Source organism: Nonomuraea sp. bgisy101 (assembly GCF_057708945.1).
Genome location: NZ_JBYITD010000008.1, coordinates 197,640 through 217,491, shown reverse-complemented (window position 1 = coordinate 217,491; position 19,852 = coordinate 197,640). Strand labels below are relative to the sequence as shown.

The 19,852-nt window shown below is 69.1% G+C and carries 18 protein-coding genes; 12 read left to right on the top strand and 6 right to left on the bottom strand.

The annotated features are described in order from the left end of the window. The first annotated feature begins 8 nt into the window (after positions 1-8). The 6 genes from AC3EO4_RS17500 (at position 9) to AC3EO4_RS17475 (ending at position 6,249) form a co-directional block, all read left to right on the top strand. Positions 9-1,325, top strand: coding sequence for an ABC transporter substrate-binding protein (locus AC3EO4_RS17500; protein ID WP_379576690.1), 1,317 nt, complete (start codon positions 9-11; stop codon positions 1,323-1,325). A gap of 12 nt (positions 1,326-1,337) precedes the next feature. Next, positions 1,338-2,855: an ABC transporter permease gene (locus AC3EO4_RS17495; RefSeq protein WP_431896565.1), complete on the top strand. Its 1,518-nt coding sequence runs from the start codon at positions 1,338-1,340 to the stop codon at positions 2,853-2,855. Beyond that, positions 2,855-3,730, top strand: a complete 876-nt coding sequence (locus AC3EO4_RS17490) for a carbohydrate ABC transporter permease (protein WP_379576686.1) — start codon at positions 2,855-2,857, stop codon at positions 3,728-3,730. The genes AC3EO4_RS17495 and AC3EO4_RS17490 overlap by 1 nt, the downstream gene beginning before the upstream one ends. A 70-nt stretch (positions 3,731-3,800) precedes the next feature. After that, positions 3,801-5,177 carry a M1 family metallopeptidase gene (locus AC3EO4_RS17485; RefSeq protein ID WP_431896563.1) on the top strand — a complete coding sequence of 459 codons (1,377 nt, stop codon included), beginning with the start codon at positions 3,801-3,803 and terminating at the stop codon, positions 5,175-5,177. A gap of 53 nt (positions 5,178-5,230) precedes the next feature. Further along, the gene (locus AC3EO4_RS17480) at positions 5,231-5,908 is read left to right on the top strand and encodes a uracil-DNA glycosylase (protein ID WP_379576682.1); all 678 of its coding nucleotides are present in this window, start codon (positions 5,231-5,233) and stop codon (positions 5,906-5,908) included. An 11-nt stretch (positions 5,909-5,919) separates the two neighbouring features. Further along, entirely contained in the window at positions 5,920-6,249 is a 330-nt protein-coding gene (locus AC3EO4_RS17475) for a hypothetical protein (protein WP_358131482.1), read from the top strand. A 38-nt stretch (positions 6,250-6,287) separates the two neighbouring features. On the opposite strand, the gene AC3EO4_RS17470 is transcribed toward AC3EO4_RS17475, so the two are convergent. Beyond that, positions 6,288-6,893, bottom strand: a complete 606-nt coding sequence (locus AC3EO4_RS17470; RefSeq protein WP_431896560.1) for an NmrA family NAD(P)-binding protein — start codon at positions 6,891-6,893, stop codon at positions 6,288-6,290. A 67-nt stretch (positions 6,894-6,960) separates the two neighbouring features. Here AC3EO4_RS17470 and AC3EO4_RS17465 point away from each other — a divergent pair, with 67 nt between their 5' ends. Together AC3EO4_RS17465 and AC3EO4_RS17460 are read left to right on the top strand one after the other, a co-directional pair. Then, entirely contained in the window at positions 6,961-7,386 is a 426-nt protein-coding gene (locus AC3EO4_RS17465) for a MarR family winged helix-turn-helix transcriptional regulator (RefSeq protein ID WP_379576678.1), read from the top strand. An 18-nt stretch (positions 7,387-7,404) separates the two neighbouring features. After that, positions 7,405-7,698, top strand: a complete 294-nt coding sequence (locus tag AC3EO4_RS17460) for an MTH1187 family thiamine-binding protein (RefSeq protein WP_379576676.1) — start codon at positions 7,405-7,407, stop codon at positions 7,696-7,698. A gap of 131 nt (positions 7,699-7,829) precedes the next feature. Here the strand turns inward: AC3EO4_RS17460 and AC3EO4_RS17455 are convergent, their stop codons facing one another. After that, positions 7,830-8,183: a MerR family transcriptional regulator gene (locus tag AC3EO4_RS17455; protein WP_379576674.1), complete on the bottom strand. Its 354-nt coding sequence runs from the start codon at positions 8,181-8,183 to the stop codon at positions 7,830-7,832. 79 nt (positions 8,184-8,262) lie between these two features. Continuing rightward, the gene (locus AC3EO4_RS17450) at positions 8,263-9,159 is read right to left on the bottom strand and encodes a zinc-binding dehydrogenase (RefSeq protein ID WP_379576672.1); all 897 of its coding nucleotides are present in this window, start codon (positions 9,157-9,159) and stop codon (positions 8,263-8,265) included. Between the two features lie 118 nt (positions 9,160-9,277). On the opposite strand from AC3EO4_RS17450, the gene AC3EO4_RS17445 reads away from it, so the two are divergent. Together AC3EO4_RS17445 and AC3EO4_RS17440 are read left to right on the top strand one after the other, a co-directional pair. Beyond that, the gene (locus tag AC3EO4_RS17445) at positions 9,278-10,843 is read left to right on the top strand and encodes an FAD-dependent monooxygenase (protein ID WP_431896557.1); all 1,566 of its coding nucleotides are present in this window, start codon (positions 9,278-9,280) and stop codon (positions 10,841-10,843) included. Positions 10,844-10,871: 28 nt separating this feature from the next. Then, positions 10,872-11,744, top strand: coding sequence for a winged helix-turn-helix transcriptional regulator (locus tag AC3EO4_RS17440; RefSeq protein WP_431896555.1), 873 nt, complete (start codon positions 10,872-10,874; stop codon positions 11,742-11,744). Positions 11,745-12,156: 412 nt separating this feature from the next. Here AC3EO4_RS17440 and AC3EO4_RS17435 read toward each other — a convergent pair whose 3' ends face one another. From AC3EO4_RS17435 to AC3EO4_RS17425, 3 genes are all read right to left on the bottom strand, one after another. Continuing rightward, a complete protein-coding gene (locus AC3EO4_RS17435) occupies positions 12,157-13,101 on the bottom strand; it encodes a hypothetical protein (RefSeq protein WP_431896553.1) in 945 nt (314 codons plus the stop codon). 106 nt (positions 13,102-13,207) lie between these two features. Further along, entirely contained in the window at positions 13,208-13,987 is a 780-nt protein-coding gene (locus AC3EO4_RS17430) for an enoyl-CoA hydratase/isomerase family protein (protein ID WP_431896551.1), read from the bottom strand. A 403-nt stretch (positions 13,988-14,390) separates the two neighbouring features. Further along, positions 14,391-14,579 (bottom strand): hypothetical protein, encoded by a 189-nt coding sequence (locus AC3EO4_RS17425; RefSeq protein WP_431896549.1) that lies wholly within the window; start codon positions 14,577-14,579, stop codon positions 14,391-14,393. Positions 14,580-16,390: 1,811 nt separating this feature from the next. Here AC3EO4_RS17425 and AC3EO4_RS17420 point away from each other — a divergent pair. Both AC3EO4_RS17420 and AC3EO4_RS17415 read left to right on the top strand, forming a co-directional pair. Beyond that, positions 16,391-18,139: an ABC transporter family substrate-binding protein gene (locus AC3EO4_RS17420; RefSeq protein ID WP_379576659.1), complete on the top strand. Its 1,749-nt coding sequence runs from the start codon at positions 16,391-16,393 to the stop codon at positions 18,137-18,139. Positions 18,140-18,335: 196 nt separating this feature from the next. Then, positions 18,336-19,844, top strand: coding sequence for an ABC transporter permease (locus AC3EO4_RS17415; RefSeq protein ID WP_379576657.1), 1,509 nt, complete (start codon positions 18,336-18,338; stop codon positions 19,842-19,844). Positions 19,845-19,852 lie beyond the last annotated feature (8 nt).

Here is a 19,852-nt window from a genome sequence, read left to right as displayed (position 1 = left end):
CAGGCATCATGCGCAAAGCAGTTGTTCTGGCGGGGCTCGCGGTAGCCGTCGCCGCCTGCGGCAACGCCCCAACAACGACCCCCCAGCAGTCCGGAGCGGCCAGCTCCGCGCCGGCCGCCGCCGCCAAGCCGCTCGAGGGGGTGAACATCGAGATCGCCGCCAAGTGGACCGGTGAGGAGCAGGCCAACTTCGAGGCCGTGCTGAAGGCCTTCCAGGACAAGACCGGCGCCAAGGTCACCTACGCCTCCACGGGTGAGGACACCGGCGCCTACCTCGGCCCGCGCATCCAGGGCGGCAGCCCGCCCGACATCGCGGTCCTCCCGCAGCCGGGTCTGGTGAAGCAGTACGCCGACCAGAAGGCGCTCAAGCCCCTCAGCGCCGAGGTCCAGAAGCAGATCGACGACAACTACACCCCGTACTGGAAGGAGCTCGGCTCCGCGGACGGCCAGGTGTACGGCGTGCTCGTCAAGGCCGCGCACAAGTCGATCATCTGGTACCGCGACGCCGCGTTCACCGACGCCGGTGTGCAGGCCCCGACCACGTGGGACGAGCTGCTGAAGACCGCCCAGGCGGTCTCCGACTCCGGCACCCCGCCGTTCTCGCTGTGCGGCGCCTCCGGCTGGACGCTCACCGACCTGTTCGAGAACGTCTACCTCTCGAGCGCCGGTCCCGAGAAGTACGACCAGCTCGCCAAGCACGAGATCCCGTGGACCGACGCCTCCGTCGTGACCGCTCTGGAGAAGATGGCCGGCATCTTCGGCAAGAAGGACTACATGGTCGGCGGCAACACCGGCGCCCTGCAGACCGACTTCCCGACCTGCGTCACCCAGGTGTACGGCCAGGACAAGGGTGCGATGGTCATCGAGGCCGACTTCGTGGCCGCCTCGGCCACCCAGTCCGGCGCCAAGATCGGCGAGTCCGCCAAGGTGTTCCCCTTCCCGAAGGTCGGCGAGACCGCGCCGGTCGTGCTCGGCGGTGACATCGCGGTGGCGCTGAAGGAGTCCCCCGGCGCCATGGCGCTGCTGGAGTACCTGGCCTCCAAGGAAGGCGGCGAGGTGTGGGCGAAGCTGCCCGGCTACCTGTCGCCGAACCGCAACGTCTCCCCCGACAACTACCCGAGCGACCTGACCAAGCAGCTCGCGCAGACGATCATCTCCGCTGGTGAGAGCGTCCGGTACGACATGTCCGACCTCGCGCCGAGCGCCTTCGGCGGGACCGACGGCAAGGGCGAGTGGAAGGTGCTGCAGGACTTCCTGCGCAACCCCGCGGACGCCAAGGCGGCTGCCAAGGCCCTTGAGACCGAGGCCGCCAAGGCCTGGAAGTAAAGGGGCGAGGCCGTGACCGACAGGTTGAACGGCCCGACCGACCCGCGCGACACCTCGTCGCGCGGGTCCACCCCCGGGCCGGACCCCACCCCCCAGAAGGCGCAGCCGGGCACCTCGACCGCTGAGAACCCCGACCCCGCCCACCCCCGCGTCTCCGGCGACGGCGAGGCCTCCCCGGCCGCCGCCACGGCGGAGAGCGCGGCCAGCACCGCACCGACCGCGACGGTGACCCCCGCGAAGCCCAGCCGCGGCAGGCTGGGCCCCTCGGCCGTCGTGGCCTGGTTCTTCGTCCTCCCCGCCATGCTCCTGCTGGGGATCTGGGTCATCTACCCGATCATCTACTCGATCTTCCGCAGCCTCTACGACGCGACCGGCAGCCAGTTCGTCGGCCTGCAGAACTACGGCACGATCTTCACCGACTCCGGCACGCTCACCACCATCAGGAACAACCTGATCTGGGTGGTCGTGGCCCCGATCGTGGTCACCACGCTCGGCCTGATCTTCGCCGTGCTGACCGAGCGGATCAGATGGTCCACCGCGTTCAAGCTGATCGTGTTCATGCCGATGGCCGTCTCGCTGATGGCCGCCGGAGTCATCTTCCGCCTGGTCTACGAGGAGGCTCCGGACCGCGGCGTGGCCAACGCGCTCATGTCGACGGTCTCGGGCGTGTTCTCCAGCGGTGGCGGCCTGGAGGGGGCCCGGCCGAGGGAGAACGACACCTCGCCGGTCGCCGAGCAGGGCGGCGCCGTCGTCACCAAGCAGCCCGCCCAGGCCGGTCAGCCGGTGCTGATCCCGCTGGTCGGACTCAAGCCCGAGGCCGTTCCCGCCGACGCCAAGCCGGCCGTGGCGGCCACCGGACAGGGCCTGACCGGCACCATCTGGCTGGACTTCACGCCAGGAGGCGGCGGCAAGGCCGGCGAGGTCGACGGCTCGGAGAAGGGCCTGCCCGGCGTGACAGTCGAGGCGGTCAGCGGCGGCGACGTCGCGGCCACCACCACGACGGGCCCCGACGGCACCTTCCGCTTCGAGGGCCTCGCCCCCGGCTCCTACACCGTGCGGCTGCCGCAGTCGAACTTCGAGGCGCCCTTCAACGGCCTGACCTGGCTCGGCCCGACCCTGATCACGCCCGCCATCATCGGCGCGTTCGTCTGGGTGTGGGCAGGCTTCGCGATGGTGCTGATCGCGGCGGGCCTGGCGGGGATCCCGCGTGACGCGCTCGAGGCCGCGCGCATCGACGGCGCCACCGAGTGGCAGGTGTTCAGGAAGATCACCGTGCCGCTGCTGTCGCCCGTGCTGCTCGTCGTGTTCGTCACGATGATCATCAATACACTCAAGGTCTTCGACCTCGTCTTCATCATCGCGCCAGGCTCGGTGCAGCCGAACGCGAACGTGATCGCGCTGGAGATGTGGCGAGTCTCCTTCGGCGGCGGCAACAACCAGGGACTGGGCAGCGCGCTCGCGATCTTCCTGCTCGTCCTGGTCCTGCCGTTCATGGTCATGAACATCCGCCGGTTCAGGAGGGAGCAGTGATGGCTCACGTTCAGGCGGGAGCCGTACGGCGAGGTCCCGTCGCCAGGATCGTCGACCGCCTCGGCGGCGGCGCCGTCCAGGTCGTGATGATCCTCATCGGGCTGTTCTGGCTGGTCCCGACCCTCGGCCTGCTCGTCGTGTCACTGCGCGACGAGACGGTCAACAACTCCGAGGGCTGGTGGACGATCTTCACCAAGCCCGCCGAGCTGACGATCAGCAGCTACTCCAACCTGCTGGCCACCGGCTTCACCGCGTCGTTCTGGAACACCGTGCTCATCACGGTGCCGACCACGCTGCTGGTGATCGGCATCGCCGCGATGGCCGCCTACGCCTTCGCGTGGATGGAGTTCCGCGGGCGTGACACGCTCTTCCTGGTCGTCGTCGGCCTGCTGATCGTGCCGATCCAGATCGCGCTGATCCCGATCGCCACGCTGTACGGCCAGGTGGGCATCTTCGGCACGATCCCCGGCGTGGTCCTGTTCCACGTCGCGTTCGGACTCCCCTTCGCGATCTTCCTGCTGCGCAACTTCTTCGTCGGCATCCCTGCCTCGCTGCTGGAGGCGGCCAGGATGGACGGCGCGTCGGAGTGGAAGATCTTCGCGACCGTGGTGTTCCCGCTGGGCAAGCCCGCGATCGCCTCGCTGGGGATCTTCCAGTTCCTGTGGGTGTGGAACGACCTGCTCATCGCGCTGGTCTTCGCCGACACCGCGTCGCAGCCGATGACCAAGGCCCTGCAGTCGCAGATGCGGCAGTTCGGGACCAACGTCGACATCATCGCGCCTGGCGCCTTCCTGTCACTGATCATTCCGCTGGTGCTGTTCTTCGCCTTCCAGCGGTACTTCGTTCAGGGCATGATGGCCGGCTCGGTGAAGTGATCCACGGGCGCCCGCCCGGCTTCCAGGGGCAGCCGGGCGGGCGCCTGCGGGGTTGCGCGAGAATCGGCCTATGAAGCGTCTTCTCGCGCTGACCACCGCCATCGCGATCGCCCTTCCGTTCACCCCCGCCGCCGCCGACTCCCCCGACTCCCCCGGCTCCCAGGGCGCGGGCGATCCGTACTTCCCGTTGCAGGGCAACGGCGGCTACGACGCCCGCCACTACGACCTGACGCTCGACTACGACCCCGGCACCCGCGTGCTGAAGGGCACGGCGACCATCAGCGCGCGCAGCACCCAGGCGCTCAGCCGCTTCAACCTCGACCTGTCCAAGACCCTGACCGTCGCGTCCGTCACCGTCGACGGCACGGCCGCGCGGTTCACGCACGAGGGCGACGAACTGGCCGTCTCCCCCGCCTCCGCGATCGCAGCGGGGAAGCCGTTCACCGTCGCGGTGGCCTACGCCGGCAAGCCCACCCACATCGTCGACCCCGACGGCTCGAAAGAGGGCTGGATCCGCACCCCCGACGGCGTGTTCAACGCCAACGAGCCGGAGGGCGCCAAGAGCTGGTACCCCGGCAACCACCACCTGACCGACAAGGCCGGCTACCGGTTCACGGTGACGGTGCCGAGCGACCGCGTCGCGGTGGCCAACGGCTCGCTCGTCTCGCAGAACACCGCCATGGGCAGGACGACCTACGTCTGGGTCGCCAAGGAGCCGATGGCCAGCTACCTGACGACCGTCTCCATCGGCGACTTCACGCTCACCGACACCACGGTCGGCGGCCTGCGCACGATCGTCGCCGTCGACCCCGAGCACGCCGCGGCGGCCAAGAACCTGGCCCAGCGGCACGGTCCCGTCCTCGCCTACTTCAGCGGACTGTTCGGCCCCTACCCGTTCTCCACCACCGGCGCGATCGTCGACAACGCGCCAGGCGTGGGCTACGCGTTGGAGTCGCAGACCAGGCCGATCTACCCGAAGGTCCCCGATGAGGTCCTGCTCTCGCACGAGCTGGCCCACCAGTGGTTCGGCGACGCGGTCACCCCCGAGCGCTGGAAGGACATCTGGCTCAACGAGGGCTTCGCCACCTACGCCGAGTGGATGTGGGCCGACAAGCGCGGCGCCACCCCCCTGTCGACGGCCTTCTCCCGGGCTTACGCGAGGACCGCGGACGACCGGTTCTGGCAGATTCCGCCCGCCGACCCCGGCAACGCGAAGCAGCTCTTCAAGGACGCCGTCTACGTCCGCGGCGCCATGACCCTCCACGTCCTGCGCAAGGAGGTCGGCGACAAGGCGTTCTTCACGATCCTGCGCACCTGGGTCGCCCACCACAAGTACGGCAACGCCTCCACCGCCGACTTCGTCGCCCTGTCGAAGAAGATCTCCGGCAAGCCGCTCGACGCCCTCTTCGACGCCTGGCTGGTCAAGCCGGGCAAACCCGCTTTGTGATCTTTTCTGTACGGCATGCGCCCTGGTCTTCCGGGTGGATAAGGTTCATGACCATGGCCGGTCGTCCCCTACACGAAGTAGTCGAATCAGGATGGGCTAGCGCCCTCGAGCCCGTCTCCGAACGGATCTCGGAGATGGGCGAGTTCCTCCGCAACGAGATCACCGAGGGCAGGCAGTACCTCCCCTCGGGATCCAATGTCCTGCGTGCCTTCAACCAGCCCTTCGACGAGGTCAAGGTGCTGATCGTGGGCCAGGACCCCTATCCCACGCCTGGGCACCCCGTCGGGCTGTCCTTCTCCGTGGCCCCCGACGTGCGCCCGCTCCCGGGCAGTCTGCGCAACATCTACAAGGAGATGGAGACCGACCTCGGCCTGCCGATGCCGTCCAACGGCGATCTGACCCCGTGGGCCGACCAGGGCGTCCTGCTCCTCAACAGGGTGCTGACCGTCATGCCGGGCAAGCCGGCCTCCCACCGCGGCAAGGGCTGGGAAGAGGTCACCGAGCAGGCCATCCATGCCCTGGTCGCCCGCGACACGCCCATGGTGGCGATCCTGTGGGGCCGCGACGCCCGCAACCTCGCCCCCATGCTCGGCCGGGTGCCCCGCATCGAGTCCGCCCACCCCTCCCCCCTGTCGGCGCGCAGCGGCTTCTTCGGCTCGCGCCCCTTCAGCCGCGCCAACGAGCTGCTCGTCCAGCAAGGCGCGACCCCTGTGGAGTGGAAGCTGCCATAGGCTCTTCTGCCATGAGTGATGAAGAAAAGTTCCTTCGCCTCACGGTCGAGCTGACCGTCGAGGTGCTGGACGTCGCCGCCCTGCAGGCGGCCGCCCTCGCCGAGATCCGGCACCCTGAAGCCGACCTCGACGAGGACGAGCGCAAGGAGCAGGCGGAGCTGGTCAGCTCCGACGAGACCGGCGCGACCGCGCTGCAGTGGCTCATCGAGCCCGACCACGTGCTCTCGCTGATCGAGCACGTCCAGGAGGTCGAGCCTCGCGAGGCCGTTCTGGGCGTCGAGCCTTCCGAGGGCCCCAGCGACGAGGACGAGGACGACGACCACGCCGGTCACGACCACTGAGGCTCCGTGGGTGGGAGCCACCGCTCCCACCCACCGCTTCACCGGCTCAGCGCCAGCCATTCCTTCAGCGTGAGCAGCCCAGGGTGGAGCGCGCGAAGGGCTTCCACATCGGCCCGGTAGCCCGACTCCCCGAACCAGAACAGCATCCTGCTCTCCTTCCCGAACAGGCGCAGCACCGCCTTCGGCACCTTGGGATACCGCCGCATCCCCAGCAGCTCGGCGATCTCCGGCACGGTCAGCTCGTCGCCGGCCAGCTCGATCTCCTTGCCGAGGTAACGCCCGGGATCCGCGAACGCCATGCGGGCGAACACGCCGATGTCGCGGACCGCCACCATCTGCAGCGGCTTGTCCCTACCGAGCACCGCGCCCATCATCCCCAGCCCGAGGGCGGCCCCCTTGGCCGTGAACACGTCGGTGAAGGTGGTGGGGCGCAGGAAGGTGTACGGCAGGCCGACGCGTCTGACGTGCTGTTCGATCTCCCACTTGGTGTCGAAGTGCGGGATGCCGCGCACCCGCTCGACGCCGCCCACGCTGGTGTAGACGAGGTGCCGCACCCCTGCCCGCACAGCCGCGTCGGCGAGCGTGGTGCCCTGGACGACCTCCCCCTTGTGGTGGGGGCTCCTTCGTTCCTGCCTGATGGCCATTATGTGGCTTGTGATAATTACATAGTTCACTATCTTTCCCTCAAACTACCCCGGAAGCGAGCGATTCATGACGGAACCAATCAGGCTGGGCGAGCTCCTCATGGCCGCATCCAGGCATTTCTCCCAGCGCGGAATGGCCGCCTTCGGCGAGCACGGCTACACGCCCGCCCGGGTCAGGCTCATGCGGATCATCGACATGTACCGCCGGCCCACCATGAGCACGGCCGCCGACGAGCTCGGCGTGACCCGGCGCGCGGTGACCTCGCTCGCCGACGGACTGGAGAACGACGGCCTGGTCGAACGCGAGCACAGCCAGGAGGACAGGCGCGAGGTGATGCTGCGCTTCACCGAGTCAGGGCACCGCTCGGTCGACCGGATGAAGATGCTCCAGGCCGAGATCAGCGCGGACCTCTTCGCCAACCTCACCCGCGAGGAGCAGCGCCAGCTCGCCCACCTGCTGGAGAAGTTCCTCGGCGAGGCGGGGCAGTGCTAGGCGTCTAGGATCGAACGCATGATCGTCGCATTCTCCATCACGCCGCTCGGTGTCGGCGAGGGCGTGTCCGAACCTGTCGCGCGCGCGGTGAAGGTGGTGCGCGAGAGCGGGCTGCCCAACCACACCGACGCCATGTTCACCACCGTCGAGGGCGAGTGGGACGAGGTGATGGACGTGGTCAAGCGGGCGGTGGAGGCCGTGGGCGAGGTCGCTCCCCGGGTGAGCCTGGTGCTCAAGGCGGATGTACGGCCAGGCGTCACCGACGCCATGACGAGCAAGGTCGAACGGCTGGAGGAGCACCTGCGCGACTGACGCCGCCCGGCTTCCGGGGTCCCTGAAGGGGCGGCTGTGAGGCGTCCCCGCTCACGCCGGGCCTGCGAGGGGCGTCCCCCACCCGTGACCGGGGGTGTCTTCCCGGGTGCCGGCCGTACGGAGGGGACGGGTCACCGCAGCCGGGCGGAGAGCCGGGCGCGGAGGTCGGTGAGACGGGCGATGCGCTCGTCCAGCAGCTGCAGCCGGTCGAGGGCGACCCGCATCGCGACCACACACCGGTCGTCGATGACGGCGAACCGGTCGGGCAGGTCCCTGTCCAGCAGGTCGGCGAAAGCGCGCACGTCCTCCACGGTGAATCCGACGGCCAGCAGTTCGCGGATGTTGCGCACCCGCCGTACCGCCCGCTGGTCGTAGTCGCGGTGGCCCCGCGCCGTCCGCGCCGCCGACAGCAGCCCCTGCTCCTCGTAGTAGCGCAGCGCGCGGGTGGTGGTCCCCGCGGCGGCCGCCGCCTCGCCGATCCTCATACCGGCAGCCGCCCCCGTCCCTCGCCGTGATGCAGCACGCGAGCGGCGGCGGCTCTTCTGATCCTCATCGCGCCTCCCGTCACAGGTCCACGATCACGGTACCCGTGAGCCGTCCGGCCAGCAGGTCGGCCAGCGCTCCCGGCGCCTGGTCGAGACCGTCGTACCTGGTCACCGGTACGGCGAGCAGCCCCTCTCGCCTCCACGCGACGATCTCCTCGCGTGCCCGCGCCACCACACCTGGATGGTCGGCGGCGGTGAAGCCGCGCAGCGAGATCCGCCTGCCGATGACGGTCATCGTGTCGAGCGCGACGGTCTGCCCGGACAGCGCCCCGCACAGCGCGAACCTGGCACCGGGGTTGGCGACTTCGACGGCCGTGGCGAGCTGCGTGCCGCCGACGCTGTCGAAGTAGACATCGATGCCCTCTTCGACCGCCTCCTCGTGATAGTCGTAGGCGGCGTCGAAGCCGAGCTCGTCGACGAGCCATGCGGCCTTGGCCGGCGAACCGACACTGCCGATCACCCGCTTCGCGCCCTTCAGCCTGGCGATCTGTCCCGCCATCGTGCCGATCGATCCGGCCGCGCTGGAGACGAGGACGGTGTCGCCCTCCCTGAGCTCGGCTGCGGCGACGAGCCCGACGTAAGCGGTCTCGGCCTGGGCGAGGTGGGCGAGGGGGTCTCCGCTGATCGGCGTGACGGCGGTGGCGTCGAGCAGCGCGTACTCCCGCCAGCCGAGGTGGTGGGCGACGAGCGTGCCGGGCGGCAGGTCTCCGGCGACGACCTCGCCGACGGCCGGCCCCCACATCACCTCGCCGTGCCGGTAGGCGGGCATGGGCAGGTCGTCGCGTCCCGTCATCAGCAGGCCCATGGCGGCGCGGAGGGCGAGGTGGCGGTTGCGGATCAGGACCTGGCCGGGGCCTGGCTGCTGGAGGGGGGCGTCGACGATGGCGAGTGGAGCGGCGAGCCGTACTTCTCTCATGGCGGCACCGTAGGTGTTGACGTATACGTGAAGCGCAAATCGAGATATATCTTGACCATCGAGCAATCGAGTCATATCTTAACTCTCACAAACGCGATATGTCTCGAAGGAGCGAACGATGAGAGTACCCGTTCTGATCGTCGGCGGCGGCTACGCCGGGCTCAGCGCCGCGGCTCTGCTGGCCTGGCGCGGCGTCGACGTCATGCTGGTCGAACGGCACGCGAGCACCTCCATCCAGCCCAAGGCGTTCGGCGTCAACACGCGCGCCGTCGAGCTGCTGCGTCCCGTGCCCGGCCTCGAGGAAGAGCTGGACGGCATCTGGCAGGGCATCGGCGAGAACATGCGCATCGCGATCGCGTCCAGCCTCACCGACCCCGAGCCCGAAATCCTCTTCGACACCAGCACCGCGCCCTTCCCCACCCACCTGTCCCCCGCCCCCGACCTGGGCGCACCCCAGTCGGAGGTGGAGCGGGTCCTGCGCCGCAAGGCCGAGGAACTGGGCGCCGACCTGCGCTTCTCCACCGAACTCGTCTCGCTGGAGCAGGACGACGAGGGCGTGACCGCGCTGATCCGCGCCGACGGCGTCGAATCGACCGTCCGCGCCGACTACGTCATCGCCGCCGACGGCTACCGCAGCCCGATCAGGGACGCGCTGAAGATCCCGACCTCCGGCAAGGGCGTGCTGAGCCAGCTGTACGCGATCATGTTCGACGCCGATCTCAGCGGCCTGGTCAACGAGCGCGAGGTCACTCTCTGGTACCTGCAGAACGACACGTTCACCGGCGTCTTCGTCACCGGGACCGGGGTCGGCGCGCACGTGCTCGGCGTCAACTACGACGGTGGGTCGCCCGACTTCGACGCCGTCGAGATGGTACGGCACGGCGTGGGCGTGCCCGACCTCGACGTCACCATCCTCGACACCACCACCTTCACCACGGCGCACGTCCTGGCCGACACCTACCGGGTGGGACGGGTCTTCCTGGCCGGCGACGCCGCCCACACCATGCCGCCGACCGGCGGTCAGGGCGGGAGCACGGCGCTGCAGGACGGCTGTGACATCGCGTGGCGGCTGTGGCTGGTCGTCTCGGGCCAGGCCGACCCCTCCTTCCTCGACTCCTACGACGCCGAACGCCGTCCCGTCGGCGAACTCGTCGCCGACGCCCAGCTCGCCAACCTCGGCTTCCGCATGCCGCCCGCCGAGCGCATGGACTACCCAGAGCCGATCGAGGACCCCTTCGCCGCCATCCTCGGCATCCGGTACCGCTCCGCCGCGATCCTGTCCGAGCCGGACGACGACGGCTCGCCGCTGGAGGACCCCCGCGTGCCCACAGGACGGCCCGGCAGCCGCGCCCCGCACGTGGTGCTCAACTGGGACGGGCGCACGATCTCGACGCTGGACCTGTTCGGGTCGGGGTTCGTGCTGCTCGCCGGGCCGTACGGGCAGAGCTGGGTGGACGCGGGCCGTGCGGTCCGCGACCAGCTCGGCGTGCGGCTCGCGCCGCACCGCATCGGCGGCGAACTGCTGGACGTCGAGGGGGTCTGGCCGGAGCGGTACGGCGTGGGCAAGAGCGGCGCGGTCCTCGTGCGGCCCGACGGGTACGTCGCCTGGCGCAGCACCGGCGCCGACCTCGACGCGGCGGGCACGCTGGAGAACGCACTGGTGCGCATCCTCAGTCTCCTTTAGAGACTTAGCAGGTGTACAGTCGTATGACATGACGAGAGAGGCACGCGAACGCGACGTCCAGTGCGCCATCGCGCAGGCCGCGTCCGTGATCGGCGACTGGTGGAGCCTGCTGATCGTGCGCGAGACCGCTCGGGGGCACCGGCGTTTCGAAGAACTGCTCAGAGAGCTGGGCATCTCCCGCAAGATCCTGACCGAACGGCTCAGGCACCTGGTCGGGCACGGAGTGCTGGAGCGCAGGCCGTACCAGTCGGGGCCGGTCCGCCACGAATACGCGCTCACCGACGTGGGGTGGGCGCTGGCGCCGGTACTGATCTCGATGCAGGACTGGGGCGACCGGTGGCTCGCCGGCGACGGAACCCTGACAGGAATCGCCATGCCCGGCACCGCCGAGGCGCGCAGGGTCCACGCCCTCGTCGGAACGCCGATCCCCGCGCCGCTGCAGCTCGAGAGCTCGACCGGGCTCGTCGACGTGGTCGATGGGCCCACGGTGCTCTTCACCTACCCGGCCACCGGAGTCCCTTCGCCGCTGCCACCCGGGTGGAGCGAGGTCCCCGGCGCGAAAGGCTGCACGCTGGAGAACAGGCTGTTCAAGGAGATGGAGCCGGCGTTCACCGGCGACGGGATCGCGATACGCGGGGTGAGCACGCAGCGTCCCGACGAGCAGGCGGTCTTCGCCGAGATGGAGGGGATCCCGTTTCCGCTCCTCTCGGACACCGAGCTACGGCTGGCGGCGGCGCTTCGACTGCCGACGTTCCGATCGGGGCAGCTGGTACGGCTCAAGCGCTCGATCCTGGTGGTGGACGAACTGCGGGTGGTCCGGCACGCGATCTTCCCCGTGCTGGACATCCCCGCCGGCGTCACCGAGGCTCACGAACTCGCCCGCGCCCTGACCCCCTCCTGACCGCCCTCGCACCCGAGACCCCAGCGCGCCCCGGCTGACCAGCAAGGACCGCCCTCGCACCCGAGACCCCCGCGCGCCCGGCTGACCAGCAAGGACCGCCCTCGCACCCGAGACCCCCGCGCGCCCGGCTGACCAGTAAGGACCGCCCTCCCGTCGTGGCCGCCCGACTGGGTGACCGACCAGGGCCGCCCACCCCTTGGGTCATCGCTCTGGAGAGCCGACAGGGAGCGGGCTCCCTCCACATCCCCGCGCCAGGACGACTGATCAGCAGCGACGCCCTCGCTCCTTGCTGTGCGGACGACCGGCCGGCAACACCCCTCGCCCTACGGCAGGACAGCCGGTCGGCAACAGTCTCCCAGCCATACGGCAGGACGGCCGGCGACGCCCTCCCGGCCATACGCAGGGTGGCCGGTCAGGGGTGGGGCGTGAGCAGTTCGTCTCGGCGGGCCAGCAGAGCGGCGCGCTCAGCCGCCAGCTCGGCGCTCCGCCGCGCGACGGCCGCGACCGTCGTTCCGGCCCACCGCGCCACCTCCGCGACCGCGTCGCGCGTGCCGCTGATCCGCTGGTGCTTCAACACGTCAGTGACGATGTTGTCGAAGAAGGTGTCCACGAACCACCGCGTGTCCACCTCGGGCAGCTGGGGTCCGGCCGCCACCCCGACGTCCGCCAGTTCCCGCGAGAACACGTCAAGTTGCCGCTGCGCCCGCCACGCGGCCTGGTCGGCCTCCTCCAACCGCGTGCGCTCGACCGAGTCGGCGACGTAACCGCCGCCGAGCACGTCCCACGTCGACGCCCCGCTCGCGGCGTTCAGCCGGTCGAGCACGAGGTCGAGCTCGCGCCCAGCGGCGACGCCCGCCCTGTGCGCCTCGTCGTGCTCGCGCAGATCGGCGGCCAGATCGCCGAGACGTTCCGCCAGGTCGGCCAGTTCCCTCCCCCGGGGGTCGGCCAGCTCGATCAGCATCCGTTCCTTCTCGGCGAGCAGCGTCGCGTACTCCTCGCGAACCGGTCCGAGCCGCGCCAGCTCACCGTCGATGCCCGTGATGTCGCCCTCCAGCGACGCCACCCGGGTGCGCTGGCCGTCCAGCCGCTGCCGCGCGGCCTCCACCTCTGCCCGCTCCTGCGTCAGGCGCTCCTCCTTCGACCCCAGTAGCTTGGCGACGAATCCGGCGAAACCGCTCTCCAGCCGCGTCACGTCGCCTTCCTCGTCGGCCAGCTGTTCCTGGAGGGCGGCCACCGCCTGACGCACCGGACCAAGCTGACGTGTGACCGCGCCCCGCTGCCGGGTCAGCTGGTCGAAGCGCCGTACCCGCTCCTTCGCCACTCGGAGTTGCTCGTCGATACCCGCGAAATCCGTCATAACGGCTACGACGAAGCCACACCCACGATCGTTCCCCTCCACCCGACCCCGCCCATCCACTGAAGCCGTGCTCACGGGGACCACCAGGGCGTCGGCGGAAGCCGAGCTAGGGAGCTTCGGGCTGGGTCGGCGCTCCGGAACCTACCGTCCGGTCCATGAAGGCCCGGATCCGACCGTCGGTCGCCGCCGTCGTCCACAGGCGCACGGTTTCCGGCTCGGCGACACGGTCGAGCCGCTCGTTCACCTCATGCCGGAGCTGCGCCTTGGTGTAGCGGAAGGCGTCGGCCGCGATATCGGTGGCCATTCTGCGGGCGACGGCCACCGCTTGGTCCAGCAGGGTTTCCGGGTCGCTCAGCTCGTCGATCAGCCCCAGTGCCAGGGCCGCCTCCGGTTCGTGGTTGGCACCGTCGAAGATCGCGTGGCGGGCGCCGACGGGTCCCAGCGCGAACCGCATGATCTCCAACGCCGTGTACGGGAACGGCACCCCGACCCGCAACTCCGGAACCCCGATCCTGCCGGTCCCCGAGGCCATGATCCGATGGTCGCAGGCCGCGGCGAGCACACAGCCACCGGCGATCGCGTGCCCGTTGACCGCGGCGACCACCGGCTTGCCTAGGTCGAAGACGGATCGGAAGGCGCCGCTGAGCGCGGGCAGGAACTCCGCCACGTACGCGGCGCCACCGTCCACGACACGCTTGAGGTCGACACCCGCCGAGAACGCCCGTCCGGCTCCGGTCACCACCACGGCCCGAACGAGTCCCTCCCTGCTGTCCAGATCCCGCATCGTCCGCTCGATCGCCCGGCACAGCTCCAGGTCCAGGGCGTTGACCTTGCCGTGGGCCAGCCGTACGACCGCGATGCCGTCCACCACGTCGACCTCGATCACCGCGTTCCCTCCAGCGCTTCGGCTCGATCCAACCCGCGGACGGGCGGGGCGGCCTCCTCCGTGCCGGCCGTTTCAACCACGCCAGCCTCCCGCACCAGCAAGATCAGAACACCTGCACCATCATCACACAGGGCCGCCTTCGTCGCGTTTCCACCTCGTCCAGCATCCGCCGATTGACACCACAACGTGCTCGGATGTCTGGGGTCACGGGTCACGTTCGGGAGAAGAGTGCCCCGGCCGGGTCAGCGGGTCGTGACGAGCGGTAGCGCCGCCGAGGGTGCCGGCGTTGAGGAGATGGCGGTGACGGTTTGCCGGCGACCCGTTGAAGGTCAGCTGCGAGGTGCCGTACGGCCCGCTCGCAGGGCCAAGGTTCGCAGCGTCCCCTTCGAAGAGGCGGACTGCGCTACGAGGTGGACGGTGAGATCGCGACGATCATGCTGGATCGGCCGGACAAGCGCAACGCAGAGATGGCGGCGCGAATCGAGACGAGCGTGCTCGAGGAAATACCTTGCTTGCCGCCGAGCATGTCGTCATGCATTCGCGCGACATCGCGCATGGTTCCATCAATGCCCTGGGGAGCGTTCTCGCTCACCCCCTGCCCGCCTGCCGGCTGTTTCCTGTTCTTCCGCCGGAATCCACGCGAAGGCGCTGGCCTGGGGCATCGCGTACTGACGGGTGACCGGGCACGCGTGCCGGTGAACGAATCGCCGCCGCATCGCGTACCTCCCTCGCCGGGTGAGGATCCCTCGCGCGACAAGGGATCATCGACGTCCGCGCGGCCAGCGTACCAGCCCGTAACATCCGCATATCGCCTGATTTGACGGGGATTCATGCGGCCAGCCGTTCGGCTTCCGGGTGCGCCCACGCGTGGGTGGCCACTGCCCGCAGAAAGGGCCTCGGCTTGGCTCCGGCGGGGGTGGGCGGGAAGCCGTCGGGTTCCTGCGACCTCCGCAGGGCGTCCGCCGCCCGGGCAGGGAAGGGGATGACCACCTCACCGACGGAGACAGCCGCCGCCCGGCGAACACCCTCCGCCCGATGGCCACGCTCCGCCAGGCGAACACCCTCCGCCCGATGGACACCCTCCGCCAGGCGCAGCGCAGCGGGCCCACGCGCAGGCGCGCCATCGGGGCGCCCCGTCCGGGTCTCACCAGGTGATGCTCCCCTAAGCCTGCCGGTCCGACTCGCACGCGACGTGCCGGCCAGGCGCACGGTCTGTGTGACGGGCAGCCGCCGGGTCAACCTCACGCCACGCGAGACGTCAGGCACGCGGCGGGCCCACATCGCCCCGGCCGAGCCGGCAGGCAGCGGACGGGCGTGCATCAGGCCACATGACGCGTTGGAAGGTCGCCTCGTTCCGGCGGTCGCGGAGCGCTCGGCACTGAGCGACGCGCGCGTTCTCGGGGGTGACAGCGGGCGTCTGGTCCAGATGACGGCGGGGAGGGCTCCGCCGGCGCGTTTCGTCCAGATCACCGCGAGCCGTGCATCTCCCGTTCGGCCGCCCCGGGCCACCGGGCCTCGCCCTTCGCCTGGTCGATCCTTCCCGAGCGCCGCGGCTCGCGGGTTACTCGCCCGGCCATCCCGCTCCCAGGTCGTCGCGAGCCGGACACGAACCGGATGAGGCGGCGCACCAACGACCCGACTTCTCCGAACCACCGCGAGGCGGACACGAACCGGATGAGGCGGCACGCCAACGACCCGATTCCTCCGAACCACCGCGAGGCGGACACGAACCGGATGGGGTGGCGCGCCAACGACCCGATTCCTCCGAACCACCGCAAGCCGGACACGAACCGGATGAGGCGGCGCACCAACGACCCGACTTCTCCGAACCACCGCAAGCCGGACACGAACCGGATGAGGCGGCACGCCAACGACCCGATTCCTCCGAACCACCGCGAGGCGGGCCGGGACCGGGCGACGCCACGGTGCCGGGGGCGGCGCATCGCTCGGGGGGCGGCGCCGGGTGCCGTCCGGTCGACCGCTCCCCATCGCCTCGCCTGTCCGTCTTGTCCGGCTCGCCCCTCGGGAGGGGTCGACAGCCGGTCCGGAACGGCCGTGTACCGGAGTGACAGGTGGGGAATGCTCCATCGGGATCCTCCAGCGGCGGGGGTCGGGGATCTCAGGATGGGGAATGACAGGCTTGACGAGCTACGGCGAACCGGATTCTGTGGACGGGTCAGCGACGCTGTGGACAACCGGAGAACGCTCTCTGGCACCCGATCACACTGGGTAACGCTTATGTGGTGATTTGCACCTATTCGCCCCGTCTTTGTTACGGAACATGCCGTTGACGGCATCAGGTCTGCAACACTCTGCTGTGACCCCTTACCTCTTACTGCGAAGTAATGCTTCATTTCTTCGCAAGAGTGGCTTGTTAAGTTTCAACCCCCAAGGAGTATGTCCGTGTCATCTGCACGCAGGGCCGGCAGGTTCCTGGCAGCGGCGACGGGAGCAGCGATCCTGCTGACGGCCTGCGGCGCTACTGACAACGCGCCCGCCGCGGACCCGTCGACCGCGCCCTCCGCCCCGGCCAGCGGCGGCGCGAACGCGTCGACGATCACGCACACGTTCGAGCAGGAGATCAGCTCGTACAACGCCCAGACGGCCGAGGAGTACTCCTCGAAGAACCACATCGTCCTCAACCGGGTCCTGACGGACTTCTGGTACTTCGGCGCGGACGGCTCCGTCCAGCCGGACAAGGACATGGGCACGTATGAGAAGACCTCTGACGACCCGCTGACGGTGAAGTACACCATCAACCCGAACGCGGTCTGGTCTGACGGCAACGCGATCGCCTGTGACGACGTGATGCTCACCTACGCCGTCGCGTCCGGCAAGTTCCCCGAGTTCAGCTACATCAGCACGGACACGTGGGACAAGATCAAGATGCCCGACTGCGCGATCGGCGACAAGGATGTGACGCTCAACTACACCAAGTCGTACGGTGACTGGGCGGCCACCTCCGTCATCCAGCTGCCGGCGCACATCGTCGCGCAGCAGGGCGGGCTCAGCGACCAGGAGATGTTCGACGCCATCAAGGCGGGCGACCACGCCAAGCTCAAGAAGGCCGCCGAGTTCTTCAGCAAGGGCTGGATCTTCAACGGCAAGCTCCCGGACAAGGCGCTCATCCCGTCGTCCGGTCAGTACGTGCTCGACTCCTTCTCGCCCGGCCAGTCGATCACCCTGGCCCGCAACGAGAAGTTCTGGGGCGAGAAGGCCAAGGCCGAGAAGGTCGTCATCCGCTTCATCGCCCAGGACCAGCAGGTCCAGGCGCTGCAGAACGGCGAGACGAACATCATCGAGCCGCAGTCGAACCCGGACGTGCTCGCCCAGGTGCAGGCGCTGCAGGACGTCACCGTCAAAACCGGTGAGCAGTTCCTCTACGACCACCTGGACTTCAACTTCAACAAGGGCCCGTTCAAGGACGCCAAGCTGCGTCAGGCCATCGCGCTCTGCGCTCCGCGTCAGCAGATCGTCGACAACCTGATCAAGCCGCAGAACCCGAACGCCGCCCCGATGAACGTCCGCAACATCGCGCCGTTCCAGCCGGGCTACGCCGAGGCCGTCACCTTCGCGGGTTCCGACAAGTACAACAAGGTCGACATCGAGGGCGCCAAGAAGCTGGTGGCCGACTCGGGCGTCAAGACCCCGATCAAGGTCAACATCGGCTACAACCAGCCGAACCCGCGTCGTACCCAGGTCGTGGAGCTGATCAAGGCCTCCTGTGACCCGGTGGGCTTCGAGATCACCGACACCGGCAGCGAGAAGTTCTTCGACGACGCCGGCGACCTGGCCAACGGCAACTTCGACATCGCCCTGTTCGGTTGGGCCGGTTCGTCGCTGAACAGCGGCTGGACCTCCACCTACAAGACGCCCACGAAGTGCACCCCGTCGGCCAAGGGCAACAACAAGGGCTGCTACTCCAACAAGGAGTACGACAAGCTCGCCGACCAGATCCTCGGCGAGACCGACCAGACCAAGGTCGGCCCGCTGATCCAGCAGGTCGAGAAGATCCTCTGGGACGACCTGGCGACGATCCCGCTGTACTCGCAGCCGGCGCTGTCCGCCTGGAGCTCGAGCCTCCAGAACATTCAGCCCAACCCGAGCCAGGCCTCCATCACCTGGAACATGCACCAGTGGGCTGCCCAGTAGAACGGCCTAGCCGTCACTGACGCGGGGCCGGTCACCAGACCGACCCCGCGTCAGAGCTGTACAACCCAAGTCGTCAACACCATCAGCCCGCCGAAGCCGCGCTCACGAGGCACCGTGGCGGGCCCGGTTTCCGGCCCTGAGCCCGGCCACCCCCCGCTGTGGCCCCGGAAGCCGTCACCTGCAGGAGGTCGGGGAATTGCTTGTATTCATCGCGCGTAGGCTCGCGATCTCGAGTCTGACGCTGCTCGGCGCCACTTTCATCATGTTCTTCCTGGTGGCGCTGTCGGGAGACCCTCTCGCCGACCTGCGCGAGAGCTCAGCGCCAGAGGCTCCCAGGTTGATGGAGGCGCGCATCGCGGCCATGCATCTGAACGAGCCGATCCCCGTCCGTTACCTGTCCTGGCTGGCCGGTATCTTCCAGGGCGACCTGGGCGTCAACAAGGCGGGCACCACGGTCTCCTCGTTGACCGGCGCGGCCATGGAGTCGACGCTCAAGCTGGTGGTCGTGGCCACCGTGCTGGGCGCGGTGATCGGTATCACGATCGGCATCATCTCCGCGCTGCGCCAGTACAGCAGCTTCGATCACGGGATCACTTTCGCAGCCTTCATCTGCTTCTCGCTACCGATTTTCTGGATCGCCACGCTGCTGAAGCAGTTCGTCGCGATCGAGTTCAACAACTGGCTGCGCGACCCCTTCATCCCGCTTCCGGTCATCTTGATCGTCGCGGTGTTCGCCGGCCTGGTGTGGGCCTCGGTCTACAACGGCGACAGGAAGGGCAAGCTGATCGCCTTCGGCATCGGCGTCGCCGTGACCGCCGTGATCCTGTTCGCGCTGTCGGCGAGCCGCTGGTTCGCAGACCCGGGTCTGGGCTTCCCGTTCATCCTGGTCGTGGGCCTGGCCACCGCCGCGGGCGTCTCGGCGCTGATCGCGGGCGTCGACCACCTGCAGCCGATGTACGCCGCGCTGGGCGCCGCGGGCGTCGGCGCGCTGCTCTACTACCCGCTCCAGCCGATGCTGGTCTCCCCCTCGCTCCTGACCCTGCTCGGCCTGTTCGTGGTCGCGGGCCTGGTCAGCGCGGCGATCGGCTGGCAGTTCGGCGGGCTGCTGCGCCGCCAGGCGATCCCGCTGGCGGTCTTCAGCGGCCTGTTCGTCGCCGCGATGATGTTCATGGACCGCCTGCTCGAGGCATGGGACGGCTACGCGCGAGCGCTCAGGGGCCGCCCCGTCGCCACCATCGGCTCCGAGACCCCGAACTTCATCGGCAACTTCTGGCAGAACACCCTCGACTCCGGCATGCACCTGCTGCTGCCCACGCTGGCGCTGATCCTCGTCGGCCTCGCGGGCCACTCCCGCTACAGCCGCGCCAGCATGCTCGAGGTGATGAACCAGGACTACGTCCGTACGGCACGCGCCAAGGGCCTGCCCGAGCGGACGGTCATCATCAAGCACGCCTTCCGCAACGGCATGATCCCGATCACCACGATCCTGGCCCTCGACTTCGCCGGCGTGTTCAGCGGCGCGGTCATCACCGAGGCCGTCTTCGGGTGGAAGGGTATGGGCGCGATGTTCAGCATCGCGCTGAGAGAGGTCGACCCCATGCCGGTCATGGGCTTCTTCCTGATCACCGGCACCTCGATCGTCGTGTGGAACATGCTCGCCGACATCGCCTACGCCTACCTCGACCCGCGGATCAGGCTGTCATGACGGAGAAG

Excerpts from the sequence above, each read along its gene's own strand:
- AC3EO4_RS17500 (WP_379576690.1), top strand. The coding sequence starts at position 9 with ATGCGCAAAGCAGTTGTTCTGGCGGGGCTCGCGGTAGCCGTCGCCGCC.
- AC3EO4_RS17490 (WP_379576686.1), top strand. The coding sequence starts at position 2,855 with ATGGCTCACGTTCAGGCGGGAGCCGTACGGCGAGGTCCCGTCGCCAGG.
- AC3EO4_RS17485 (WP_431896563.1), top strand. The coding sequence starts at position 3,801 with ATGAAGCGTCTTCTCGCGCTGACCACCGCCATCGCGATCGCCCTTCCG.
- AC3EO4_RS17480 (WP_379576682.1), top strand. The coding sequence starts at position 5,231 with ATGGCCGGTCGTCCCCTACACGAAGTAGTCGAATCAGGATGGGCTAGC.
- AC3EO4_RS17475 (WP_358131482.1), top strand. The coding sequence starts at position 5,920 with ATGAGTGATGAAGAAAAGTTCCTTCGCCTCACGGTCGAGCTGACCGTC.
- AC3EO4_RS17470 (WP_431896560.1), bottom strand. The coding sequence starts at position 6,893 with ATGGCCATCAGGCAGGAACGAAGGAGCCCCCACCACAAGGGGGAGGTC.
- AC3EO4_RS17465 (WP_379576678.1), top strand. The coding sequence starts at position 6,961 with ATGACGGAACCAATCAGGCTGGGCGAGCTCCTCATGGCCGCATCCAGG.
- AC3EO4_RS17460 (WP_379576676.1), top strand. The coding sequence starts at position 7,405 with ATGATCGTCGCATTCTCCATCACGCCGCTCGGTGTCGGCGAGGGCGTG.
- AC3EO4_RS17455 (WP_379576674.1), bottom strand. The coding sequence starts at position 8,183 with ATGAGGATCGGCGAGGCGGCGGCCGCCGCGGGGACCACCACCCGCGCG.
- AC3EO4_RS17450 (WP_379576672.1), bottom strand. The coding sequence starts at position 9,159 with ATGAGAGAAGTACGGCTCGCCGCTCCACTCGCCATCGTCGACGCCCCC.
- AC3EO4_RS17445 (WP_431896557.1), top strand. The coding sequence starts at position 9,278 with ATGAGAGTACCCGTTCTGATCGTCGGCGGCGGCTACGCCGGGCTCAGC.
- AC3EO4_RS17440 (WP_431896555.1), top strand. The coding sequence starts at position 10,872 with ATGACGAGAGAGGCACGCGAACGCGACGTCCAGTGCGCCATCGCGCAG.
- AC3EO4_RS17435 (WP_431896553.1), bottom strand. The coding sequence starts at position 13,101 with ATGACGGATTTCGCGGGTATCGACGAGCAACTCCGAGTGGCGAAGGAG.